16 protein-coding genes are annotated in these 21,431 nt (G+C 53.0%); 2 read left to right on the forward strand and 14 right to left on the reverse strand.

Annotation, left to right across the window (positions count from 1 at the left end):
- Positions 1-25 precede the first annotated feature (25 nt).
- On the forward strand, positions 26-3,103 hold the full coding sequence (locus CRO74_RS25180) for a PVC-type heme-binding CxxCH protein (protein ID WP_097130057.1): 3,078 nt from the start codon (positions 26-28) through the stop codon (positions 3,101-3,103).
- 55 nt (positions 3,104-3,158) lie between these two features.
- Here the strand turns inward: CRO74_RS25180 and CRO74_RS25185 are convergent, their stop codons facing one another.
- Both CRO74_RS25185 and CRO74_RS25190 read right to left on the reverse strand, forming a co-directional pair.
- Positions 3,159-3,740 carry a peptidylprolyl isomerase gene (locus CRO74_RS25185; protein WP_097130059.1) on the reverse strand — a complete coding sequence of 194 codons (582 nt, stop codon included), beginning with the start codon at positions 3,738-3,740 and terminating at the stop codon, positions 3,159-3,161.
- Positions 3,741-3,905: 165 nt separating this feature from the next.
- A complete protein-coding gene (locus tag CRO74_RS25190; protein WP_097130061.1) occupies positions 3,906-5,591 on the reverse strand; it encodes a PQQ-dependent sugar dehydrogenase in 1,686 nt (561 codons plus the stop codon).
- A 230-nt stretch (positions 5,592-5,821) separates the two neighbouring features.
- On the opposite strand from CRO74_RS25190, the gene CRO74_RS25195 reads away from it, so the two are divergent.
- On the forward strand, positions 5,822-12,331 hold the full coding sequence (locus CRO74_RS25195) for an alpha-2-macroglobulin family protein (RefSeq protein WP_097130063.1): 6,510 nt from the start codon (positions 5,822-5,824) through the stop codon (positions 12,329-12,331).
- 22 nt (positions 12,332-12,353) lie between these two features.
- On the opposite strand, the gene CRO74_RS25200 is transcribed toward CRO74_RS25195, so the two are convergent.
- From CRO74_RS25200 to CRO74_RS25255, 12 genes are all read right to left on the reverse strand, one after another.
- Positions 12,354-12,731: a RidA family protein gene (locus CRO74_RS25200; RefSeq protein WP_097130064.1), complete on the reverse strand. Its 378-nt coding sequence runs from the start codon at positions 12,729-12,731 to the stop codon at positions 12,354-12,356.
- Between the two features lie 135 nt (positions 12,732-12,866).
- Complete coding sequence (locus CRO74_RS25205; protein WP_097130066.1) at positions 12,867-13,202, reverse strand: phage holin family protein; 336 nt, start codon at positions 13,200-13,202, stop codon at positions 12,867-12,869.
- Positions 13,203-13,299: 97 nt separating this feature from the next.
- Positions 13,300-13,908 (reverse strand): bifunctional phosphoribosyl-AMP cyclohydrolase/phosphoribosyl-ATP diphosphatase HisIE, encoded by a 609-nt coding sequence (gene hisIE / locus CRO74_RS25210; RefSeq protein WP_097130068.1) that lies wholly within the window; start codon positions 13,906-13,908, stop codon positions 13,300-13,302.
- Between the two features lie 16 nt (positions 13,909-13,924).
- A complete protein-coding gene (gene trpA, locus CRO74_RS25215) occupies positions 13,925-14,731 on the reverse strand; it encodes a tryptophan synthase subunit alpha (protein WP_097130072.1) in 807 nt (268 codons plus the stop codon).
- Positions 14,732-14,802: 71 nt separating this feature from the next.
- Positions 14,803-16,002, reverse strand: a complete 1,200-nt coding sequence (gene trpB, locus CRO74_RS25220; protein ID WP_097130073.1) for a tryptophan synthase subunit beta — start codon at positions 16,000-16,002, stop codon at positions 14,803-14,805.
- A 5-nt stretch (positions 16,003-16,007) separates the two neighbouring features.
- The gene (locus CRO74_RS25225) at positions 16,008-16,400 is read right to left on the reverse strand and encodes a PIN domain-containing protein (protein WP_097130075.1); all 393 of its coding nucleotides are present in this window, start codon (positions 16,398-16,400) and stop codon (positions 16,008-16,010) included.
- A complete protein-coding gene (locus tag CRO74_RS25230; RefSeq protein ID WP_097130077.1) occupies positions 16,397-16,615 on the reverse strand; it encodes a hypothetical protein in 219 nt (72 codons plus the stop codon). Before CRO74_RS25230 ends, CRO74_RS25225 begins: the two co-directional genes overlap by 4 nt.
- Positions 16,616-16,667: 52 nt before the next feature.
- On the reverse strand, positions 16,668-17,309 hold the full coding sequence (locus CRO74_RS25235) for a phosphoribosylanthranilate isomerase (RefSeq protein WP_097130079.1): 642 nt from the start codon (positions 17,307-17,309) through the stop codon (positions 16,668-16,670).
- A gap of 11 nt (positions 17,310-17,320) precedes the next feature.
- Positions 17,321-18,130 (reverse strand): indole-3-glycerol phosphate synthase TrpC, encoded by an 810-nt coding sequence (gene trpC / locus CRO74_RS25240; RefSeq protein WP_097130082.1) that lies wholly within the window; start codon positions 18,128-18,130, stop codon positions 17,321-17,323.
- On the reverse strand, positions 18,127-19,113 hold the full coding sequence (gene trpD, locus CRO74_RS25245) for an anthranilate phosphoribosyltransferase (RefSeq protein WP_097130084.1): 987 nt from the start codon (positions 19,111-19,113) through the stop codon (positions 18,127-18,129). Before trpD ends, trpC begins: the two co-directional genes overlap by 4 nt.
- 101 nt (positions 19,114-19,214) lie before the next feature.
- A complete protein-coding gene (locus CRO74_RS25250) occupies positions 19,215-19,781 on the reverse strand; it encodes an anthranilate synthase component II (RefSeq protein ID WP_097130086.1) in 567 nt (188 codons plus the stop codon).
- Positions 19,782-19,895: 114 nt separating this feature from the next.
- Entirely contained in the window at positions 19,896-21,332 is a 1,437-nt protein-coding gene (locus tag CRO74_RS25255; protein ID WP_097130088.1) for an anthranilate synthase component I family protein, read from the reverse strand.
- Positions 21,333-21,431 lie beyond the last annotated feature (99 nt).

Raw genomic sequence — 21,431 nt, forward strand, 5'->3', positions numbered from 1 at the left:
ATGCATTTGACGTTTGACTTAAATTATGAAGGCAATCTTCTCCTCAAATCCCCTTCCATTCGTTCTGACAACGTTTGGTTTTCTATACCTGGCCGGGCAGACGTTCCGGCCAACGACGCAATTTGGCCCTCCGTTGTCCGGGGCAGAGCCATCCCGGCAGCATAGTATGGTAGTAAGCGCGGATTCAAATACGCTCTACCTACCTAATGACCTGGAGGCTACTCTGTGGGCCGAGGCTCCCATGTTCTACAACCCGACCAACATGGATATCGACGCCAAAGGGCGGGTCTGGATTACGGAGGCCGTGAACTACCGGAAATTCAATAACAAACCCGATAGCAGGCTCGACCATCCCGAAGGGGAACGGATCGTTATTTTGGAAGATACCAACGGCGATGGCAAAGCCGACGACAGCAAAGTCTTTGTAACGGACCCGGATCTGGTGTCGCCCCTGGGCATTGCCGTCGTCGGAAATAAAGTCATTGTATCGGCCGCCCCTAATCTGGTAGTGTACACCGATGAGAACGGCGACGATAAACCCGATAAGAAAGAGGTGATGCTAACCGGTTTTGGTGGGTTAGACCACGACCATTCGCTGCATGCGGTGGTAGCCGGGCCGGATGGCAAATACTATTTCAACACCGGAAACGCTGGCCCGCATATCGTTAGCGACAAAGATGGCTGGACGTTGCGCTCGGGTAGTTTGTACGTGGGCGGAACTCCCTACAACAAAGCGAATAAGGGCAACCAGGTGAGCGACGACGGGCGAATCTGGACGGGTGGCATGGCGCTGCGGATCAATCCGGACGGGTCGAACCTGAAAGTAATGGCACATAACTTCCGGAATAACTACGAAACCGCTCTGGATTCGTACGGCAACATGTGGCAGAACGACAACGACGATCAGGTGGTTGCCTGCCGCACCAGCTTTTTGATGGAAGGGGCCAATGCCGGGTATTTCAGCAGCGACGGCACCCGCTACTGGCAGGGCGATCAGCGGCCGGGCCAGACCATTCCAATTGCCCACTGGCACCAGGAAGATCCCGGCGTGATGCCCGCTGGCGACATCAGCGGGGCCGGTTCGCCAACGGGTATGGTTATGTACGAAGGCGATGAACTCGGGCCGCAGTACCGGGGAATGTTACTCAGTGCCGAAGCAGGCCGCAACGTGATTTTCAGCTACAAGCCCGAGCCAATGGGTGCCGGTTACCGGATGCCCCGCACCGATTTTATCAGCACTTTCCCCGAAGTAGACCCCAACTATAAGTGGGATGCCGCTACGGACGATACACGCAAGTGGTTTCGGCCCAGCGACGTAGCCGTTGGCCCTGACGGAGCCATTTACATTGCCGACTGGTATGATCCCGTGGTAGGTGGACACCAAATGAAAGATGCCAAAGGATACGGCCGTATCTACCGAATTACACCCAAAGGCAAAAAGCTCAAAACGCCAAAGATCGATTTGCGGAACATACAGGGACAAATTGCGGCTCTCTTGAACCCCGCCGTAAATGTACGGATGATGGGTTTCGAGGCTTTGGTGGCGCAGGGCGAGAAGGCGGTAGAACCGGTTATGGGTATTCTGTCGTCATCGAATCCGTTCCATCGCGCCCGCGCCATCTATCTGCTGGCGCAACTCGGTGCCGAAGGCCAGTTTGAGGTGGAGCGATTGCTCAAGGCTGTCGATGCCCCGGTTCGACTGACCGCCTTCCGGGCATTACGGAGTATTACTCCCGAAAACTCTAAGTCCATTCCGGCCCTTACGGCGTCTCAAAAAGCTTTACTGCCACTCATGGGCAACTTGTCCGTCGATAAAAGTGCGGCCGTTCGTCGGGAGGTAGCCATTGCTCTCCGCGACGTTCCATTTGATAACTGCCGATTTTTACTGATGAACCTGGTAAAGGGATACGACGGGCAGGACCCCTGGTATCTGGACGCCCTCGAAAAGGCCGCCGATGGTAAGGAAGAAGCCTTGTTCTTTGAGCTTCAGCAAATAATGCCCAAAAATCCCGTTGAGTGGGATCAACGGGCGGCAAATCTTGTTTGGGAATTTCACCCGCCCTCTGCGGTAACGATGCTGAAGAAACGAGCGGCTAGTCCCTCGTTGTCTGCCGATGCCCGAAAGCAATCCATTGTTGCGCTGGGATTTATTAAAACGCCACAGGCCGCGCAGGCAATGGTTGAGTTATCGAAATTGACGGATAAGGACGTGGCCGATCAGGCGCTGTACTGGATGGGTTTTCGGCGCGGCAATGACTGGGCCAAATTCCTGAACTGGGAGGAGGTTATGCCAACGAAAGTATCGTCGCAGGAGCAAAAGATGCTGACGAACCGGCAAATTCTGCTGGATGAATACAAATCGGATACCGAAAAACGGAGGATAGCCCTGGAAATGGCCCGTGATCCCGAAGGGGGCAAAATTCTGGTTGGCCTGGCTGCCGATAAGAAACTGTCGGATAAGCTGGTCAAAGCCGTTACGCCAACACTACTCAAAAACCCGGATCAAAGCGTTAGGACGATGGCTAAAGAGTACTTCTCCGTAAAGTCGGAGGCCCCGGCATCCGATGAAACCGCTTCGGTTGCTGCCAAACCAGCTTCGGTGGCTACTGCTGAACCGGCCATAGCGAAACCGGCAATAGTGAGTACCAGCAGTAGCAGCAGTTCAGACCCGGTGCTTGACCAGATAGCAATGCTGTCGGGAAATGAGCGGACGGGCAAAACGGTTTTCAGTGCCAATTGTGCCACCTGTCACAAGCATGGCCAGCTGGGAAGTGACGTTGGCCCGGAGCTAACGAAGATTCACCAGAAATTTGATAAGAATGGACTCCTGGATGCCATTTTACACCCCAGCGCGGGGATTGCCTTTGGCTACGAACCCTGGCTGATAACCACCAAGACGGGGCAAACATTTTATGGCTTTCTGGTAAGCGATAACGATCAGGCGGTTGTGGTTCGGGGTATAAAAGGACCTAAGCACACCATCCCCGCCGATCAGGTTTCGTCAAAGCGGCAGTACAAAACCAGCCTCATGCCCGACCCCGTCGCCATGGGTCTTAGCAACCAGCAAGTCGCTGATTTGACAGCTTTCCTGCTGAAGCAGTAAAAAAGTTTGATTGAACACAGAAACGGTCCGCCGTTTCTGTGTTCAATCCTTAACCTCATTTCACCACATACCCCGCCTTCTTTAACTCGGCGGCTGTGAGGTTGATTACGTTCACATCCAGTTTAATGGGCTCCAGTGGTGTGTCGGTTTTATCGGTCTTGACGGCTACGATGGCGTCGACTACGTTCATACCTTTGAAAACCTGCCCAAACACCGTGAATTTATCGTCCAGACGGGCCAGCCCCTTCTTGTTCTGCACAATATAAAACTGGCAACCCGCCGACAGCATCTCTGGGTTGTTGTCACGCCCGGAACCTACCGCGCCATATACGTGCCGTATGGTGGGTACGAACTCCGGTTTCAGCAGATAGGGAGAATCGGAAAATCCCGCTGGTGTATCGGGGCAACCACCCTGCGCCACAAAGTTGTTAATGACCCGGTTGAAGGTGAGCGTATCCCAGTAATTTGCCTTCGCGAGTTTCATGAAGCTGGTCTTATGGTTCGGCGTTTCGTCGTAAAGCCAGAAAAGTATCTCGCCTTTAGGCGTCTTTATCTGCCCAACGGGATACGTTTTGGCGGGTTTGGGAGGGCTGAAAAAGGCCGCAAGGCAGGCTAATAGCAGGAGAATAGTGGGCATGGTTGTCCAGATTTATTTTTGAGCTTGTGTTAAAGATAAGAATTGGCAGCATAAAAAGGCCTTGATAAGCGGTCCCTGTAGCCTGGACGGCCACGTCCGGGTAAGCATGGAGCTACTTTATTCCCGGACGTGGCCGTCCAGGCTACAGGGGTTCACCTGAAAATTTCACTTGACCACCTTATACGTCATGCCGTCTGATTTAGTCATCAGATACAGCTCGCCAGCGGCATCCTGACCAATTCGGAAATCGACTTTGCTGGCTTTGCTCAACTCTTTCAGGGTCGTTGGTTGTCCATCCAGCATCAGCGGAAACTCATGGATGGTTGCCTGCGAGCCTTCCTTAATCTCATTGAGGTTGACGTAGAAAACCCGCCCCCGAACGATTTCGCCGAAAATGTATTTCCCTCTCAATTGTGGAAGTTGCTTCCCCGTGTATTCGAATCCACCCATGATCGCGTTGCCCTCGTCGTGGTCGAACTGTGCCGCCGGATACGAATAGCCATACCGGGCGTCATTCTTGGGTAGTGGGTAAACGTTGTTTACGTTGTCGGTCGAGTCGATACGAAAGGTGCCTTCCCGGTCGGGCCAACCGTAGTTTTTGCCCGGTTTGATCAGATACAGCGATTCGATCTGTCGCTGACCGATGTTGGTAACCAGCATTTTTCCGTCTGACGTCCACGAAATTCGGTTGGGATTCCGAAAGCCTGCGGCATATACTTCGTCCAGGCCGTCTTTACCGACAAATGGATTGGTTTTGGGAATGCCGTACTGCCCGTTTTTACTCGTTCGGCCGGTGGGGTCTATGCGGAGTACTTTCCCCCAGACATGGTTTTTGTCCCGCGCAATAAACGGATACCCTTTTTCAACGGCCCCACCGTCGCCTATGCCAATATAAAGCAATCCGTAATCCTGATCGGTGAGTTTTGCATACGGATTGAAGGCAATTTCCTGCATGCCATGAATCTGGTCGACCACGTTTACCCGAAGCAACTCACGGGGCTTACCGGTCAGCACACGCGAACGAGGATCGACAACCGTCCATTCGTTCACCACCCATTGCAGTCGAACGGGAATGCTGTCGGCGTAGGCGAAATCAGCTTTGGCGGCATCTTTGGGTTCCGTATGGGTCGTGTAGACGAGCCCGTTTTTAGCGTAATCCGGATGAAAAGCGAAACTGCCTAAGCCCGTTGCCAGACCGGGTGCGTTGGTGAAATTTTTGAAATGCTCCGTGGCATCAAAGTACACATCGGGCTGATTATTTGCCGTCAGGATATAGATTTTGCCCTGTAGATCGGCCACCATCGTTTCTTTGGTGATCGGGTGGAAGCCCATCTTGTTGATCCGTGTGCGGGGCTGCGTTTTGTTCGTAAAGGGAAACTGCATGACCTTTTGCAGATTCAGAACAATAGACGACGGGGCTATTGCCGGAACAATCGGGTTTTCCAGTGGCATTTTCCCAGACGAAATTCGAACGCTGGGAGCGGGCTTCTCAAGAATGTAAGCCACTACATCGTCGAGTTCTGTAGCCGTCAGCTGCTTGAAATCGGGCATAACGGTGCCGAATTTTTTGGCTTTATCGAGCGCCCGGGCCACCCGCGCATCGATCTGGGCTTTGGGGCTTTTAATGAATTCGGTTAGGTAAGTTCGGTCAACAATGTTCTTTAGTCCACCCAGTTGCGGACCAATGCCATCCTGTTTGAAGTTATGGCAACCGGCACAATTGGCGTCAAAGAGCTTTTCCCCATTACGTATATTCTGTGCAAGCAAAGACTCGTTTGGCAGGACAACGATTATAGCAATAACAATAAGCCGACAAAGCACTGCAAGAGAATAGGAGCGAAACGGGTGCATGAGGGAGTGAATGATTTATCCTGACAAAGCCTGTTGGCTAGTCTTATCTAATTCTGTACACCAAACTATTTTATCCGAGCACTAAGATTATTGAATCCATCGGACAGCGTCCATGACTTAAATCAAATGCACATTAAACCCTTACCCACAAATCGGAATCATACCGGTAACGGTTATGGAAAAATAGATTTACATTCATCCATCTCAACAACCTGCCATCGATACTTGCTATGAACGCTTACTGGTCTTTCTTTTTCGTGCTGGTCGCCATGGCGGCATCCGCGCAAAACCGTCCACAACCTAACTATACCCGCGACTGGAAACGGGCCGACTCACTGGTGGCGAAAGGGTTACCCAAATCGGCGCTCGACATTGCCAATCGAATTTATAAAGAAGCCAAAGTCCAGAAAAACTACCCGCAGGTAGCCAGAGCTGCCATGGCCCGGCAAGTTTTCCGAAGTTACTCCGATGAGGATTCCTACGTCGAACTGGTTCGCTCGTTGCAGATCGACATTCAGGATACTCCTGAACCCGCTAAATCGGTGCTGCAATCGGTGCTGGCTGATATTTACTGGCAGTATTTTCAGCAAAACCGCTACAAATTTTATAATCGGGCCACGATAGGCCGGGCCAATCCAAGCCGGGCCACGATAGGAAAAGTTGCTACTGGAAAGCCCTCATCGGGAAGTACGGCACCGTCAGTGGTTCCGAACGATTCAACGGCCACCGATTTTACCACCTGGGATGCTCCGCACCTCATCGAGGTGATCACGGCCGCTTACCGGACTTCTGTTCAGGACAAGGCGTTGCTACAAAAAACGCCCATTACCGATTATGACGTGCTCATCGACAAAGGCGACGCCGATGCGCGGCCACTCCGGCCAACGTTATATGACCTGCTGGCGCATCGAGCTATCGGCTTCTTTCAGAATACCGAGCCCGATTTACTCAAGCCAGTCTTTAAGTTTGAACTGAATCAGCCTAGCTATCTGGCCGGGCCATCGGAGTTTACAAAGCTGACCATTCAGAGTCAGGATTCGCTTTCGGGCCGTTATCAGGCTTTGCTGCTCTATCAGCAACTGCTCGCCTTTCACCTGTCGGACGCAAATCCCGACGCGCTGGTCGATGTCGATGCCCTTCGGCTGGCCTTTGTGCATCGGCATAGTGTGTTACCTGATAAAGATGCCTTGTTTCAGCAGACGCTGGAAAAACAGATCACAATGTATAAAGGCAAATCCGCCGAAGCGATTTATGCCTACCAGTTGGCGGAGTTCCTGACAAATCAGGGCGGTATAGTTCGCCCGCTGGACGATACCGATGACCCGGACCCCGCTAAGCCAAACCCATTTCGCTGGAACCGCAAACGAGCCGCCGACCTCTGCCGGGATCTGATCAAACGTTTTCCAAACACGCTGGCCCGTAAGCAGGCAGATGCGTTGCTGACCCAACTGCTGGCTGCTTCTTATTCGACACAGGTCGAACAGGTGAATACGCCGGAAAAGCCGTTCCGGGCGCTGGTCAATTACCAGAATACGCCGAAGATTACCTATCGGATTATCCGGTTGCCGCTGGCCGACGTTCGACAGCCGTACAATCAAGTTGAAAATACGGATGAACAGCGACGAAGGCGAATCGGCAGGTGGCTAAAGCGCCCATCTGTCATTGAAACGTCCGTGGTGCTTCCCGACGATGGCGACCTGAACAGTCATTCGGTCGAAATACCGATTGCGGGTTTACCCGTTGGTCAATATGTGCTTTTGCTTACTTCGGAAAACAGCTTTAGCGAAACGTCGGAAAATCTACAGCTATCGCTTTTTACGGTGTCGGCGCTAAGCTATCTGGTGCGGCAGGACAACAGGAGCGATAAAACGCAAACGTTGTTCGTCATGAACCGGCTTACGGGCGAGCCCATACCCAACGCGTCGGTAACCCTGGTCGATGTGGAGAACTTCAGGCTGACAAACACGAAAAAGTCATTCATGACCGATGCCGCTGGCCTGCTTGCCCTACCTGACAGCGAGACACCCACGGCCCAGCGTTTCGGATACCTGATTGCTTCGGGTCGCGATACCCTGCTTTCCGGTACGCTTTACAATTACAGAAACCCACCGCAGCAAGAGCGGGAAGAAACCTACGCCCGATTGTTCACCGACCGCGCCATCTATAGGCCCGGTCAGCCAATTTATGTGAAAGGGTTGCTCTATAACGGCAAGATGAACCAGTATGCCGTGCTGGCCGGTGAAGAAGTGGATGTTGAATTTCTCGATCAGAATGGAGAACGGATAGCCGAAAAAACGCTTAAAACCAACGAATTCGGTACGTTCGAGGCCTCGTTTACAGCACCCGTAGGCCGACTTACCGGAAACATGACCATTCGGACGAGTGACGGCAGTACCGGCATCCGGGTTGAAGAGTACAAACGCCCGACGTTCGAGGTGAAGGTCGACCCTATAAAAGAGTCGTTTAAACTGGAGCAGACCGTTACGCTCTCTGCATCGGCCAAAACGTTCTCGGGCGCGGTGGTCGATGGGGCTGAGGTGCGGTATCGCGTGGTACGGAGCCTGCAGCCACGCTGGGAGTGGTGGTATGGCTATCGTACGGGTGGCCGACCGGTGAGCCAGGCTGAAATTGCCAGCGGCACAGCACAAACCGACGCTCAGGGTAACGTCCGTATAACCTTCCCGGCCACCCCCGACCGCGAGCAGTCCCGCGAGAGCAACCCTGTTTTTGATTTCAACGTAACGATTGATGTGACCGACCGGGCGGGCGAAACGCGGTCGGCCACTAAAACGCTGCGTATTGGCTACTCGGCCATACAGGTCAGTCTGGCGATTCCGCCCCAGATTGAGAGCAATGCCCCAGCGACTTTTCCGGTCAACATTACCAACCAATCCGGCGAGAAAGTGGCCGCAAAAGGGCAGTTGACCGTCTATCGGCTGCAACCGCCCGCCCGGCCTTTACGAAACCGGCTCTGGAGCCGCCCCGACCGGCAGTTTCTGAGCCGGGATGAATTTGAGCGCTTATTTCCCAACGACCTGTACGCTAACGAAAATGACCCACGCTACTGGCCGAAGGGTGATGTGGTGCAACAACAGTCCATTACTAGTCCGGCCGATTCACTGGTGAAAGCCGACCTTAGCCGCTACACACTGGGTGAATACGTGGCCGAGGTCACCGTTACGGATGCCAATGGGGAGACTGTAAAGGAGCGGGCCTTTTTCGCCATTGTCAACGATAAACAGCCTACGGCATCGGCCCGGCCGGAGAATTGGGTACAGGTACGAAAAGCCACCGCCGAACCCGGAGAGGAAGCCGTTTTCTGGGTGGGTAACGGTCAGCCGTCCTGGATCTTGATGAGCGTTGAAGAAAATCAGACGATTGTGCGGAACGAGTGGCTGAAAACCGATGGTCGGCCCCGCCGTATCGCTATCCCCGTCACCGAAAAACAGCGGGGCGGCTTTGCCGTGCATTTCGCTATGGTACAGAATGGGCGATTGTCTGAAAAATCGCAGACGATTGCTGTGCCGTTTACCAACAAAGAATTACACATCGAAACGCAGACCTTCCGCAGTAAACTCAAGCCCGGTGAGCGGGAGCAGTGGACGTTGAAAATCAGTGGCCTGGGTAAGTCACCTGCCGAGTTTGTCGCCACCTTGTACGATGCCTCGCTCGATGTATTCGACCGGCTCGACTGGCCGACATCGTTTTACCAACCTTATTCACTGGCTTTCGGTAATTGGGAGTCGCAGGCATTTGGTGTGCAGGGCAGTCAGGTGATTGCGTACCGGTATCGCCCGCAACCCCCGGTGCCTGTGCGTCAGTACGACCAACTAGGCTGGCTGGGATATCGGTTCAGTGTTTATGGAAGTCACCCGTTTGGACTGTCTCCATTACAGATAACCAACGATGCCATTCGGGTGAACGTCAGTCGGACAGAGAAAACGATTACCGGAACGGCGAAATTCAAAGATGGTTCGGCCGTAGCGGGACTTAGTGTGTTGGTAGAAGGAACAACTTTTGGAGCCAGTACGGATGCAAAAGGGAGGTTTTCGATCAATACAATTCCGGTCAGTAAAGACGTGACGCTAATCTTCTCTTTCATTGGCTACAAGACGCAGGAAGTTGTGTTTACGCAAAAGTCGAAGTCGTTTCAGTTGTTGCCCGATGCCATGGCGCTGAGCGAAGTCGTCGTGACCGGATACGGTACGCTAAGAAGGAAGGATGTAACAGGAGCCGTAGCGATGGTAGCTCCTATGCCGGATGGAATTGTTGAACTTAAAGAGGCTGTCGCTGCGGAATCAATAACCGCTTATGGCAAAGATGCCTCTAAACCGACTCCTCAACCTGTCATTAACCCCCGCAAAAACTTCAACGAAACGGCGTTTTTTATCCCGCAAATGCAGACGGATAAAGAGGGGCGGGTGGTGCTCAAATTTACCATGCCCGAAGCCCTCACGCGCTGGCGGCTGTTGGCCTTTGCGCATACCAAAGACCTGAAAACGGGTACCCTAGAGCGGGAAATTATCACCCAGAAAGAGCTGATGATCACAGCCAACGCCCCCCGCTTCTTCCGCGAAGGTGACACCATCCGCGTGACGGCCCGAATCAACAACCTGAGCGATAAAACCTTACCCGTAACAGCCACGCTGGCACTGCTGGACGCCCTAACCGGCGAACCGATTCATCAGAAACTTAAGCTGAGCAATCCGCAGACGAGCGTTTCCGTTGCCGCCGGAAAGGGACAGGCCGTGGGCTGGACGCTGGTAATTCCAGCCGGACTGGAAACTGTCACCTGCCGCCTGACGGCCCAATCGGGGAGTTTTACGGATGGCGAAGAGTTTACCGTACCCGTGTTGCCCAACCGGATGCTCGTGACCGATACGAAACCGTTCTGGGTGAATGGCAAAGAAACAAAGACGTTTACCCTGAAGCCGTTGACCAATCTGAACCCGGAGCTACCCGTTCAGCACGAGCGGTTAACGATCGAGGTGACCAGCAACCCGAGCTGGTACGCGCTGCAATCGCTACCGTACCTGATGGAGTACCGCTACGAATGCGCCGAGCAATTGTTTAGTCGGTTATACGCCAATAGTCTGGCCGCGCATATTGTAGGTAGTAAACCCGCCTTTAAACAGGTAATTGCCGAATGGCAGAAAAACCCGCCACGAAGCCCGCTTCAGTCGAACGAAGAGTTAAAAGCCGTGACGCTGGAAAACTCGCCCTGGCTGGCCGAGGCCCACTCTGAAGCCGAACGGCAGGCCAAGCTGGGCCAGTTGCTGGATGCCAATCGCATGGCGAGCGAGCAAATCCAGACGTTAGAGAAATTGAAGCAGTTACAAACAGCGGGCGGTGGCTTCCGTTGGTTTGGCGGCATGGAGCCGAATTTGTCCATAACCCTGCATATTCTGAGCGGCCTGGGCCATTTAAAGAAATTAGGCGTTCAATTCCCGACTGAGCTACAAGCCGATTTGACCGACATGCAAACCCGCGCCATCCAGTATGCCGACGCTGAAATGAAGCAATGGTTTGTCGAACAGAAAAAGATAGACGCGCAGCAGAAAGGGAAGGTCGTTGGCGGGTGGTACTTCTCCGCCACGCAATATCTGTACGCCCGTAGTTTTTACCTCGACAAACCAGTCGATAGTGGTGTGCTGGCTTACCTGAAGCAGCACATGGCCAGTAACTGGCTCGCGCAAAGTTTACAGGGGCAAGCGCTGTCGGCGATGGCGCTCAACCGGTTTGGCGATACCAAAACGGCGGCCGGTATTCTGCAATCCCTGCTCGAACGGTCGAAGATGTCTGAAGAAATGGGCTTGTACTGGCCCGACAACGTAAGCGGATTGAGTTGGTACCAAACGCCCATCGAAACACAGGCGTACCTGATCGAGATGGTTGACGAAGTGGGGTACTCCCCTCAGGGACTGGCTTGTTTTGAGTGGATGGGCCAGCAGTCGAAGCGGACGCTGGGGCCTGCGATCATCGTCGACGAAATGAAACGCTGGCTCCTTCGGCAGAAACAAACCCAGTCGTGGTCATCCACCAAAGCCACGACCGAAGCCATTTATGCGCTTTTGCTACGGGGCAGCGACTGGCTCGGAACGGGCGTAAACACCCAGGTGAGTCTCGGCGGGAAGTCGATCCAAAGCCGCGTGTCGAAAGCCGATGTCATTACAGGTTATGAAAAAGTGACCTATGCGGCTACGGAGATCAAGCCGGAAATGGGCGCAATTCAGATCACGAAAACCAGCGATGGTCCGGCCTGGGGTGCTTTATACTGGCAGCATTTCGAACCGCTCGATCAGGTGATGCCGGGTAGCGCGGGCTTATCGGTCCAGAAAACGCTCTACGTGCAACGCGACTCGCCGAGCGGTCCAGTAATCTCAACGGTAGCATCGCAATCGGCCCTCAAACCCGGTGATCTGGTCAAAGTCCGGCTCATCCTCAAAACCGACCGGGCGATGGAATATGTCCATTTGAAAGACGGTCGGGCGTCGGGTTTCGAACCCGTAGCGGCACTATCGGGCTACAAATACCAAAACGGACTCGGCTATTACGAATCCCCCCGCGACGCCAGCACCGATTTCTTCATGAGTTACCTGCCCGTAGGGACGCACGTGTTCGAATATGACCTGCGCGTGGCCCAGTCCGGCGATTTCTCGGCGGGTGTCGCTACGGTTCAGTGTTTCTACGCGCCCGAGTTCTCAGCCCATTCGGCTGGGGAGCGGGTGAAGGTAAAGTAGGGCGGGCGGGTTTCCATCTGCGCTACTCAAGAATGGCAATGGCTTCCAGTTCAATGCCAAAGCCATAATGAAGCGGATTGCACGGCACCACCGAACGGGCCGGGCGATGGTCGCCGAAGAATTGGGCATACACCTGATTGACCGCGCCCCAGGCATTAATATCAGCAATAAAGACGGTTACTTTCAGGACCTTGTTTCGCTGGCTGCCCGCTGCCTTTAGAATAGCGTCGAGGTTGGCCAGAATCTGTTCGGTCTGTTCGGCAATCGTGGCGTTGGTTAGTTTCTCACCGGCGGGCGTAATGGGCAGAATGCCGGATAAATAGACCTGCCCGTTATGGACAGCGGCCTGCGAGTAATGTCCACCCGGTACGGGGGCATTTGGGGTTTCAATGAAGGTCATAAAAGTTGACGACTAAGTGTAGTTTGAGCAATGAGGGGTGGTAGTTGTAACGGGTGATTGGATAAAATAAACGCCATATCTTGAAGATATGGCGTTTATTTTATCCAATCACCCGTTACCGGGAAACGTAATTAATTAAACAATCGCGTCGATCAGCGAAGTCACTATGGAAACGACAATACTGAAAAGTAGTGCCGCGATAAATCCGGTAACGTGAAAATTAGGAATCAGGTAAGCCGTCAGATAGACCATCAGCACGTTGAGCACCAGCAAAAATAGACCAAGCGTGACAATCGTGATTGGAATGGTCAATACCGTCAGGATTGGTTTGATGAAGGCGTTTAGAAAGCCCAGCACAATCGCCACAATCAGGTACGTACCGGCACCACCTGTTACAGAAACGCCGGGAATAAAATACGCGGCTACCCAAACGGCAACTGCGCTGATAAGAATACGGATAATCAGGCCCATGAATGATAGGGGGTTAAATGATCAATAAGTACGGTTCCAAGGTGCGGTACGGGCCCGCCAGACAGGGAACTCGGAATCTTGAACATGAAACCGGTTTCTATTGTTTGACGTGGCGCGACTGCAACACGGCAACAATATCGTCTAAATTCATATTTTTCTGCTCCAGCAAGACCAGAAAATGAAATAACAAGTCGGCGGCTTCCCCTTTGAAGAGGTCGTCGTTGTCGTCTTTGGCTTCGATCACCAGTTCAACGGCTTCTTCGCCCACTTTCTGCGCGATCTTGTTGACACCCCGTTCGAACAGGCTGGCCGTATATGATTTGTCGGATGGATTCACCTTCCGGTCGTGGATAATGCTTTGCAGGTAGTTCAGAAACTGCCCTTTGCCCTGATTGACCTCATCGAAACACGTATCGGCACCGGTATGGCAGGTTGGTCCAGCGGGAGCCGATTTGATCAGTAGCGTGTCACCATCGCAGTCGATCAGGATTTCCCGAACGTGCAGGAAATTATTGGACGTTTCGCCCTTGGTCCAGAGCCGTTGTTTGCTTCGGCTGAAAAACGTCACGACGTTTTCGGCAACGGTTTTGTCGTAAGCCTCGCGGTTCATATACCCCAGCATCAGGACTTTACCCGTTTCGGCATCCTGTATCACCGCCGGAATGAGGCCGTCGGGGGACTTATCAAAGTTAATCTCGGAATTCATGCCGCAAAGGTAGTCGTTACGACCGAATCGTTTCTACAAAGGCGCGAATGCTCTCGGGCGATGTGCCTTTTTCGGACAAGTGCCGGATAAACGCACTGCCCACAATGGCACCGTTGGCAAACTGACTGGCTGTATCAAAGGTCTCGTGATCATTGATACCGAAACCAATCAGACGTGGATTGCGCAGGTTCATGGCCTTGATCCGCTCGAAGTATGTCTTCATGGTGGCGCTAACGCCTTTTACGGAGCCCGTGATGCTGGCCGAAGAAACCATGTAAATGAATCCGTCTGACTCGGTATCAATAAATCGAATACGGGCCTCGGTGGTTTGGGGCGTAATTAGATGGACGTTCAAAATGCCATACTTGCGGAACGTCGGCGCGTATTCTTCCAGAAACAAATCCAGCGGAAGGTCGGGCAGAATCACGCCATCGACACCCACTTCCTGACATTTCTGACAGAAATTCTCCACGCCAAACTGGAGTACCGGATTAATGTACCCCATCAGCAGAATGGGCACCGTAATGGGTTCACCATGCGTGTCATTCCGGCAATCGGCCAGTTGGGCGAAAAGCGTTTTGATCGACATGCCATTGTCCAGCGCCACGCCGTTGCTTTGCTGAATGGTTTCGCCATCGGCAACGGGGTCGGAGTAGGGCATGCCGATTTCAACAATGTCCACGCCAGCGGTCTGAAGGCCCCGCAGAATGGTTGTGGTATCGTTGAGATTCGGGTATCCGGCCGTAAAATATACGTTCAAAAGCCGCTCGCTTTTGTGCGAGAAGAGGCTGGTGATGCGGTTTTGAGTAAGTTCCTGGGTCATTGGTAGTGCGGGTGGGAACCCGCAATTATTGTCAATCATGTTGCGGGTTCCCACCCGCACTACTGCGTGCACTACAAAAACTTCGAGTATGTGCTTAAGTCTTTATCGCCACGGCCGGAGAGGCAAACCACCACGACATCGTCGGCGTTGAGGTTCATTTTCTCCAGAGCAGCCAGCGCGTGGGCTGTTTCCAGCGCCGGAATGATGCCTTCGAGTTTGCTGAGCTGGAAACCGGCCTGTAGAGCTTCATCGTCCGTAATGGCGTAGAAGTCGCCCCGGCCCGATTCGAACAGGTGCGCGTGAAGCGGACCAATGCCGGGATAGTCCAGACCCGCCGAGATCGAATACGGCTCTGTTACCTGACCGTCTTCGGTCTGCATCAGAATGGTACGGCTTCCGTGCAACACGCCTGGCTTGCCCAGTGCCGTTGTCGCGGCCGAATGTCCCGTGCTGATACCCTGGCCAGCGGCTTCGGCGGCTACAAGCCGTACTGTTGGCTCGTTCAGGTAATGATAGAAAGCACCGGCGGCATTGCTGCCACCACCTACGCAGGCCACCATATAATCGGGGTTTTCGCTACCCGTTTTGGCGAACAACTGCTTCTTCACTTCTTCGGAAATAACCGACTGGAACCGCGCCACCATATCCGGGTAGGGGTGAGGTCCCACCACCGAACCGATGATGTAGTGCGTATCGACGGGGTTGTTTATCCAGTGGCGCATGGCTTCGTTGGTAGCGTCTTTGAGCGTCTGGCTGCCCGACGTGGCCGGTACAACTTTTGCCCCCAGCATCCGCATCCGGTCGACGTTGGGTTTCTGCCGCTCCATGTCGATGCTGCCCATGTATACAATGCACTCCAGGCCCATCAGGGCACAAACCGTTGCCGTTGCCACGCCATGCTGACCAGCGCCCGTTTCAGCCACGATCCGTTGCTTGCCGAGCCGTTGCGCGACCAGAATCTGACCAATGGTGTTGTTGATCTTGTGCGCTCCCGTATGACACAGGTCTTCGCGTTTGAGGTAAATCGTAGCTCCGATATGCGCGGACAGACGTTTCGCCAGAAACAAGGGCGTTGGCCGACCAACATATTCTTCGAGCAACTGCCAGAACTCCGCCTGAAACGCCGGATCGGCGATGATGTTGAGGTAGTTCTGCCGGAGCTCTTCAACATTAGGGTAGAGCATTTCGGGGATGAAGGCGCCACCAAAGTGGCCGTAAAAGCCTTTATCAGATACCTCAAATGAGGTTTGTGGTTCAAGAGTGGTTTGCATGGTACTCAATGCTTTACTAAGCGTAAGCCGATGGTCGGCAGGTGATCGAAATCGTTGTCAGTTGTATGTAACTCCATATCTAAATACAGAGCGGTAGCTGCAATCCAAATATCATTTTTGCCCATGTTACGGGCTGAGGAGTTAAGGGGTGCTGTTTTAAGCTTGCCCTGGCTGAATGCATCAACTTCTGCATAATACCTTACTAATCCACGCGTCACATCGATACTTGGATAACGAGATATCATATCAAGCATAAAATCTAGCTTTTGTATACCCCAGTCAGATTTCAGGGCGAAAGCTTCTAGCTCACCAATTGTAATAATTGATAATATTGTCTTGATTGGTGGCAACTCTTTCCTCCGCACATGAGCTATAAGCATATTTGTGTCGTAGATCATACAGCACCTCTATCTCCTTCTGCTAATAATTCGTCCATTCGACGGTTTTCTTCCTCCGTAAATTCAGGAAAAACACGGTTAAACGGTTCTCTCACAGCAGTCGCTTCTAAGAATCGTTCGACACCCCAACGCCGAATGTCCTCTGGTTTATAAGAGTTTAATTGCCCCCTTCTCATTGGGGGAATTTCGTCTTCAATCTTTTTGGTCGTTTCCATCAGCCTTGTTGTTTAAGAATGTAACAAGATTTTACTTCTGGCCGTTACCGACTCACTCCACTTCCTCCTCAATAGGCCGCAACCGGTTGATGAGCTCTTTTACTTTCGTAACGTCTTTCACCCCCGGCGATGTTTCGACCTGGCTGTTTACATCGACGCCGTAAAGCTTCATGCCTTTCAGCGCGACCAACTGGTCGAGGTTGTCGAGGCCGATGCCGCCACTGATGAAAAACGGCTTCTCGTTGTCGTAACGGCTCAGAATACTCCAGTCGAAAGTATGTCCATTACCGCCGGGCTGATCGCCTTTGGCATCGAACAGGAAAAAGTCACACTGGGCTTTGTAGTTGTTCAGCATGGAAAAGTTGAACGACTCATCAACCCGAAACGCTTTGATGATGTTGATACCCCGGTTGCGAAGGCTCCGGCAATATTCCGGGGCTTCGTTACCGTGTAACTGCACGTACTGAAAATCGTATTTCTTCACCGACCGCAGAATCAAATCCGGGCTGGCGTTCACGAACACGCCCACTTTCCGAATGGAACGGGGCAGCGATTTAACCACATCAGCATCTAACTCTTCACCAACAAAGCGCGGAGACTGGTCGTAGAAGATGAACCCAACGAAGTCAGGACCAAGGGCGGCAATCTCTTTCAGGTTGTCGGCATCACGCAGACCGCACACTTTGATTTTCATGGTTGTACAAGCTAAAGAGTTAATGTGTTATTGATGGAGTATTGAGTCACTAAGTTGGCTAACGCCTGGGCTGGATCGTCCGTTTTCATGAACGCTTCGCCAATCAAAAATCCGTCGAATCCCGCCCGAAACAGCGTCAGCATGGTATCCGCATCGTGCAGACCGCTTTCGGTGATCTTGGCGAAGGTGTCCGGAATTTTATCAATCAATCGCAACGACGTTTCGATGGAAGTTGTAAACGTTTTGAGGTCGCGGTTATTGACGCCCACCAGGTCAATGTTGTAGTTCAGCGAGCGGTCGAGTTCTTCCTCGTCGTGTACTTCAAGTAAAACCTGCAGACTTAGGTCGTGGGCCTGCATACTGAGTTCGGTAATTTCCTCCGGTGTCAGGCAGGCGGCAATGAGCAACACGACATCGGCACCCCAGGCTTTGGCCTCGATTAATTGGTATCGATCAACGATGAAATCCTTCCGCAGAATCGGTGTGCCGGGATTGGCAATCCGGGCCGCCTGTAAATCGGCGAGGGTACCCCCAAAAAAGGACTCATCCGTCAACACCGACAAAACGGCGGCACCGGATTTGACGTATCCCTGCGTGGTCGTAGCCACATCGGCGTGGTCATTGATGATTCCTTTGGAAGGAGATTTGCGTTTGAACTCGGCAATGATGCCTGTCGAGTGTAAATCCTGAATGGCATCCCGTGCCGACAGGGTTTCCCGTCTGAAGTCGGGCATTTGTTCCAGCGCCTGAATGGTGGTGGCGGCTTTGCGCTCCTCTACTTCGATGCGCTTCTGGGCAATTATCTGGTCAAGAATGGTCATGCTATTAACTTCTTAAAACACGCCAACGCCCGTTTACTTTCCAGCGACTCGCGAGCCATGGCAACGGCGTCAGTACGAGTTTCGGCCTTGCCGGCAGCCAATAGTGCCATCGCGGAGTTGGCTAATACGGCCTGCTTTTGCGCCGACGTGGATTCGTTGTTCAGTACGTTCAAAAATATCTGTGCCGACTCGTCCAATGTATGCCCGCCAGCCAGTGATTCGGCCGTTTGAATGTCCAAGCCTAAGTCCTCTGGTTCAAGCACTTGCTCCGTCTTATTGCTAATAACTTTGAAAGCACCCGTTAGCGAAATTTCATCGTACCCGTCGAGGGCGTGCAGAATCATAAACTGCTTATCAGTTTGTTGATAAAGGTACGCATATAATCGTGCCAATTCAAGATTAAACACGCCAACAAGCTGTTTGGCAGGCTTTGATGGGTTGATCATTGGTCCCAACACATTAAAAAATGTTTTGACACCCAAATCCCGACGGATGGGTGCTACGTTCTTCATGGCCGGGTGAAACAAGGGCGCGTGTAAAAAGCAGATGCCCGCCGTTTCCATCTTGCGCTGCAACTCGCCCACATCGTTGGTAAACTGATACCCCAGCTTCTCCATCACCGTCGACGAACCCACCAGCGACGACACGCCGTGATTCCCGTGCTTGGCCACGCGCTGTCCGGCACCAGCCACCACAAACGACGACAGTGTCGAGATGTTGAAGGTGTCTTTGCCGTCGCCCCCAGTGCCGCACAGGTCCATCGGGTCGTAAGCATCAAGGTCGACGGGCAGACAGAGTTCGAGCATGGCGTCGCGGAAGCCTTCCAGCTCTTCCAGCCGCAGGCTCCGCATCATGTACACGGTCAGGAAGGAGGCAATCTGCGCGGGGTTGTACTCGCCCCGGCCAATGCCCAGCAACACCTCACGCGCCTGGTCTTTTGCTAGGTGTTTATATTCAAAAAGGTGATTTAGAATGGCTTTCATTGTGTGTGTTTGTGTAGAGACGCGATACCTCGCGTCTCATGACCGGATGGTTTTTGATGCAGAAAATTGCTGACGCACAGGAGACGCAATGTATTGCGTCTCTACATACCCAACCAATTCTCCAGCATCTTCACGCCGTTCTCGGTCAGTACCGATTCGGGGTGGAATTGCAGGCCTTTTACATCGAAACGTACGTGCGACAAGCCCATTACGCGGCCCTGCTCATCGACGGCGGTGATGCGTAGCTCGTCAGGCATCGAATCAGGGACGACTGTCCAGGAGTGATACCGGCCCACGGTTAGTTCCTCGGGGATGCCCGCGAAGAGCCGTTCAGAACGGTCGGTTACGGTCGCTTTATGCCCGACGCCATGCAGCACATCGCCCAGGTTTTCGAGGGAGGCTCCGTACACTTCGCCGATACCTTGGTGGCCAAGGCAGATGCCCAGGATGCTTTTTGTCGGGCCGTATTCGGCGACCAGATCCTGCATGATGCCCGCTTCGGAGGGAATGCCCGGCCCCGGCGACAGCATAATTTTGTCGTACTGCCCAACGGCGTCGAGGGCAATCTTGTCATTCCGGATCACATCGGGCCGATGCCCCAACTCGCGTAGAATATACACGAGGTTGTAAGTGAATGAGTCGTAGTTATCTAATACCAGGAGTTTCATGTTTTTTTAAGAAGTGAGGAGTTGGGAGCGAGGAGTGAGGAGGGCTGACCGCACCGGCGGACCGGCGTTAGCAAAAAACATGCGTCAGCAACTCCTCACTCCTCGCTCCTAATACTAAATCGTTTTTGCCTGCTCAATGGCCGTTCTTAGGGCGGCCAGTTTGTTGTGTACTTCCTGTAATTCACTTTCGACGACCGATTTAGCGACCACACCGGCACCGGCCTGGTAGTAGAGCGTATTGTCTTTGCTCATAAATGTCCGGATCATGATGCAGTGGTTAAACTCCCCGTCGAAACCCATATAGCCGATGCTCCCCGCGTAGAAACTCCGGCTGATATTCTCGTATCGGTCGATCAACTGCATGGCGTTGTGCTTGGGTGCTCCCGAAAGCGTTCCGGCGGGGAAAGTTTCGGCCACGATCTGGAGCGGGTCGGCGGTTTCGGTCAGGTCGCCAACAACTTTCGAAACGAGGTGAATTACGTGCGAATAATACTGCACTTCCTTAAAGGTCTCGACTTTCACTACGTCGCAGTTGCGGCTCAGGTCGTTGCGGGCCAGGTCGACCAGCATCACGTGCTCGGCCGATTCTTTGGGGTCGTCGTACAGCTTCTGGGCTAGTTCGGCATCGTGAATATCGTCGCCGGTTCGCCGGAAGGTTCCGGCGATGGGGTAGATAGTGGCCTTGCGGTTTTTAACGACAATCTGCGATTCGGGTGAGGAGCCGAAGAGTTTGTAGTTGCCGTAGTCGAAGTAGAACAGGTAAGGAGAGGGGTTCAGCGAGCGAAGGGCCCGGTAAACATTAAACTCATCGCCGAGGAAAGGCGTGGAGAATCGGCGAGATAGAACAATCTGGAACACGTCGCCCCGCTGGCAGTGATCTTTCCCTTTCTGAATAACCGCCCGGAACTCATCGTCCGTAAAATTCGACTGTTCAGCCCCGGCCGAATTGAATGAGTAAGTCGGGTAGTTACGGCCCGTAATCAAATCGCTGATGTACTCCAGCGTGCTTTCGGCTTCGGTTTCACCCTCGCGCAAGTAGCTGTGTTCAAACAAAAACAGCTCGTCCTTAAAGTGGTTAATGGCCAGTACGTACCGGTAAACCGTGAAAACGGCGGCTGGGATCTGGTTCTCCGTCGGGACGGGTGCGTGCAGCGAAATATCCTCAAAACTCTGGACTGCCGGGTAGCCGAAGTAGCCGAACAGCCCATTGGTGATGAACGGAAAAGGTGCCTTCTCGTGCTGGAAGCTGTCTTTAAACTGCTGAAGGGCGTCGAGCATGTCGGGCTCAGCTACCGGACTCGTATGTTCCTCTTCGCCCGGCATTCGGGTTGTCAACTGACCCAGATCATAGGAAAAACTGGCAACGGGGTTGAAGGCGATGTACGAAAAGCTGTTGTCGTTGCCGTGGTAGTCCGAGCTTTCGAGCAGAATGCTGTTCAGGAAACGGTCGCGGATGCGCAGGTAAATGCTCACCGGTGTGATGATGTCGGCCAGCATCCGTTTGTGGCGGCTGACAACGCGGTAGGTAGTTGGGGTTGTAGCTGTGGTCATGCTTTCTGTGGTTATAGGCAAAAAATAAGGCTCACCGGGATGACGGTGAGCCTTTGTATATGTGTTGGTAAACAACAATAGCGGCAACCTCATCCCTGT

This window comes from Spirosoma fluviale (assembly GCF_900230225.1).
Lineage (GTDB): Bacteria > Bacteroidota > Bacteroidia > Cytophagales > Spirosomataceae > Spirosoma > Spirosoma fluviale.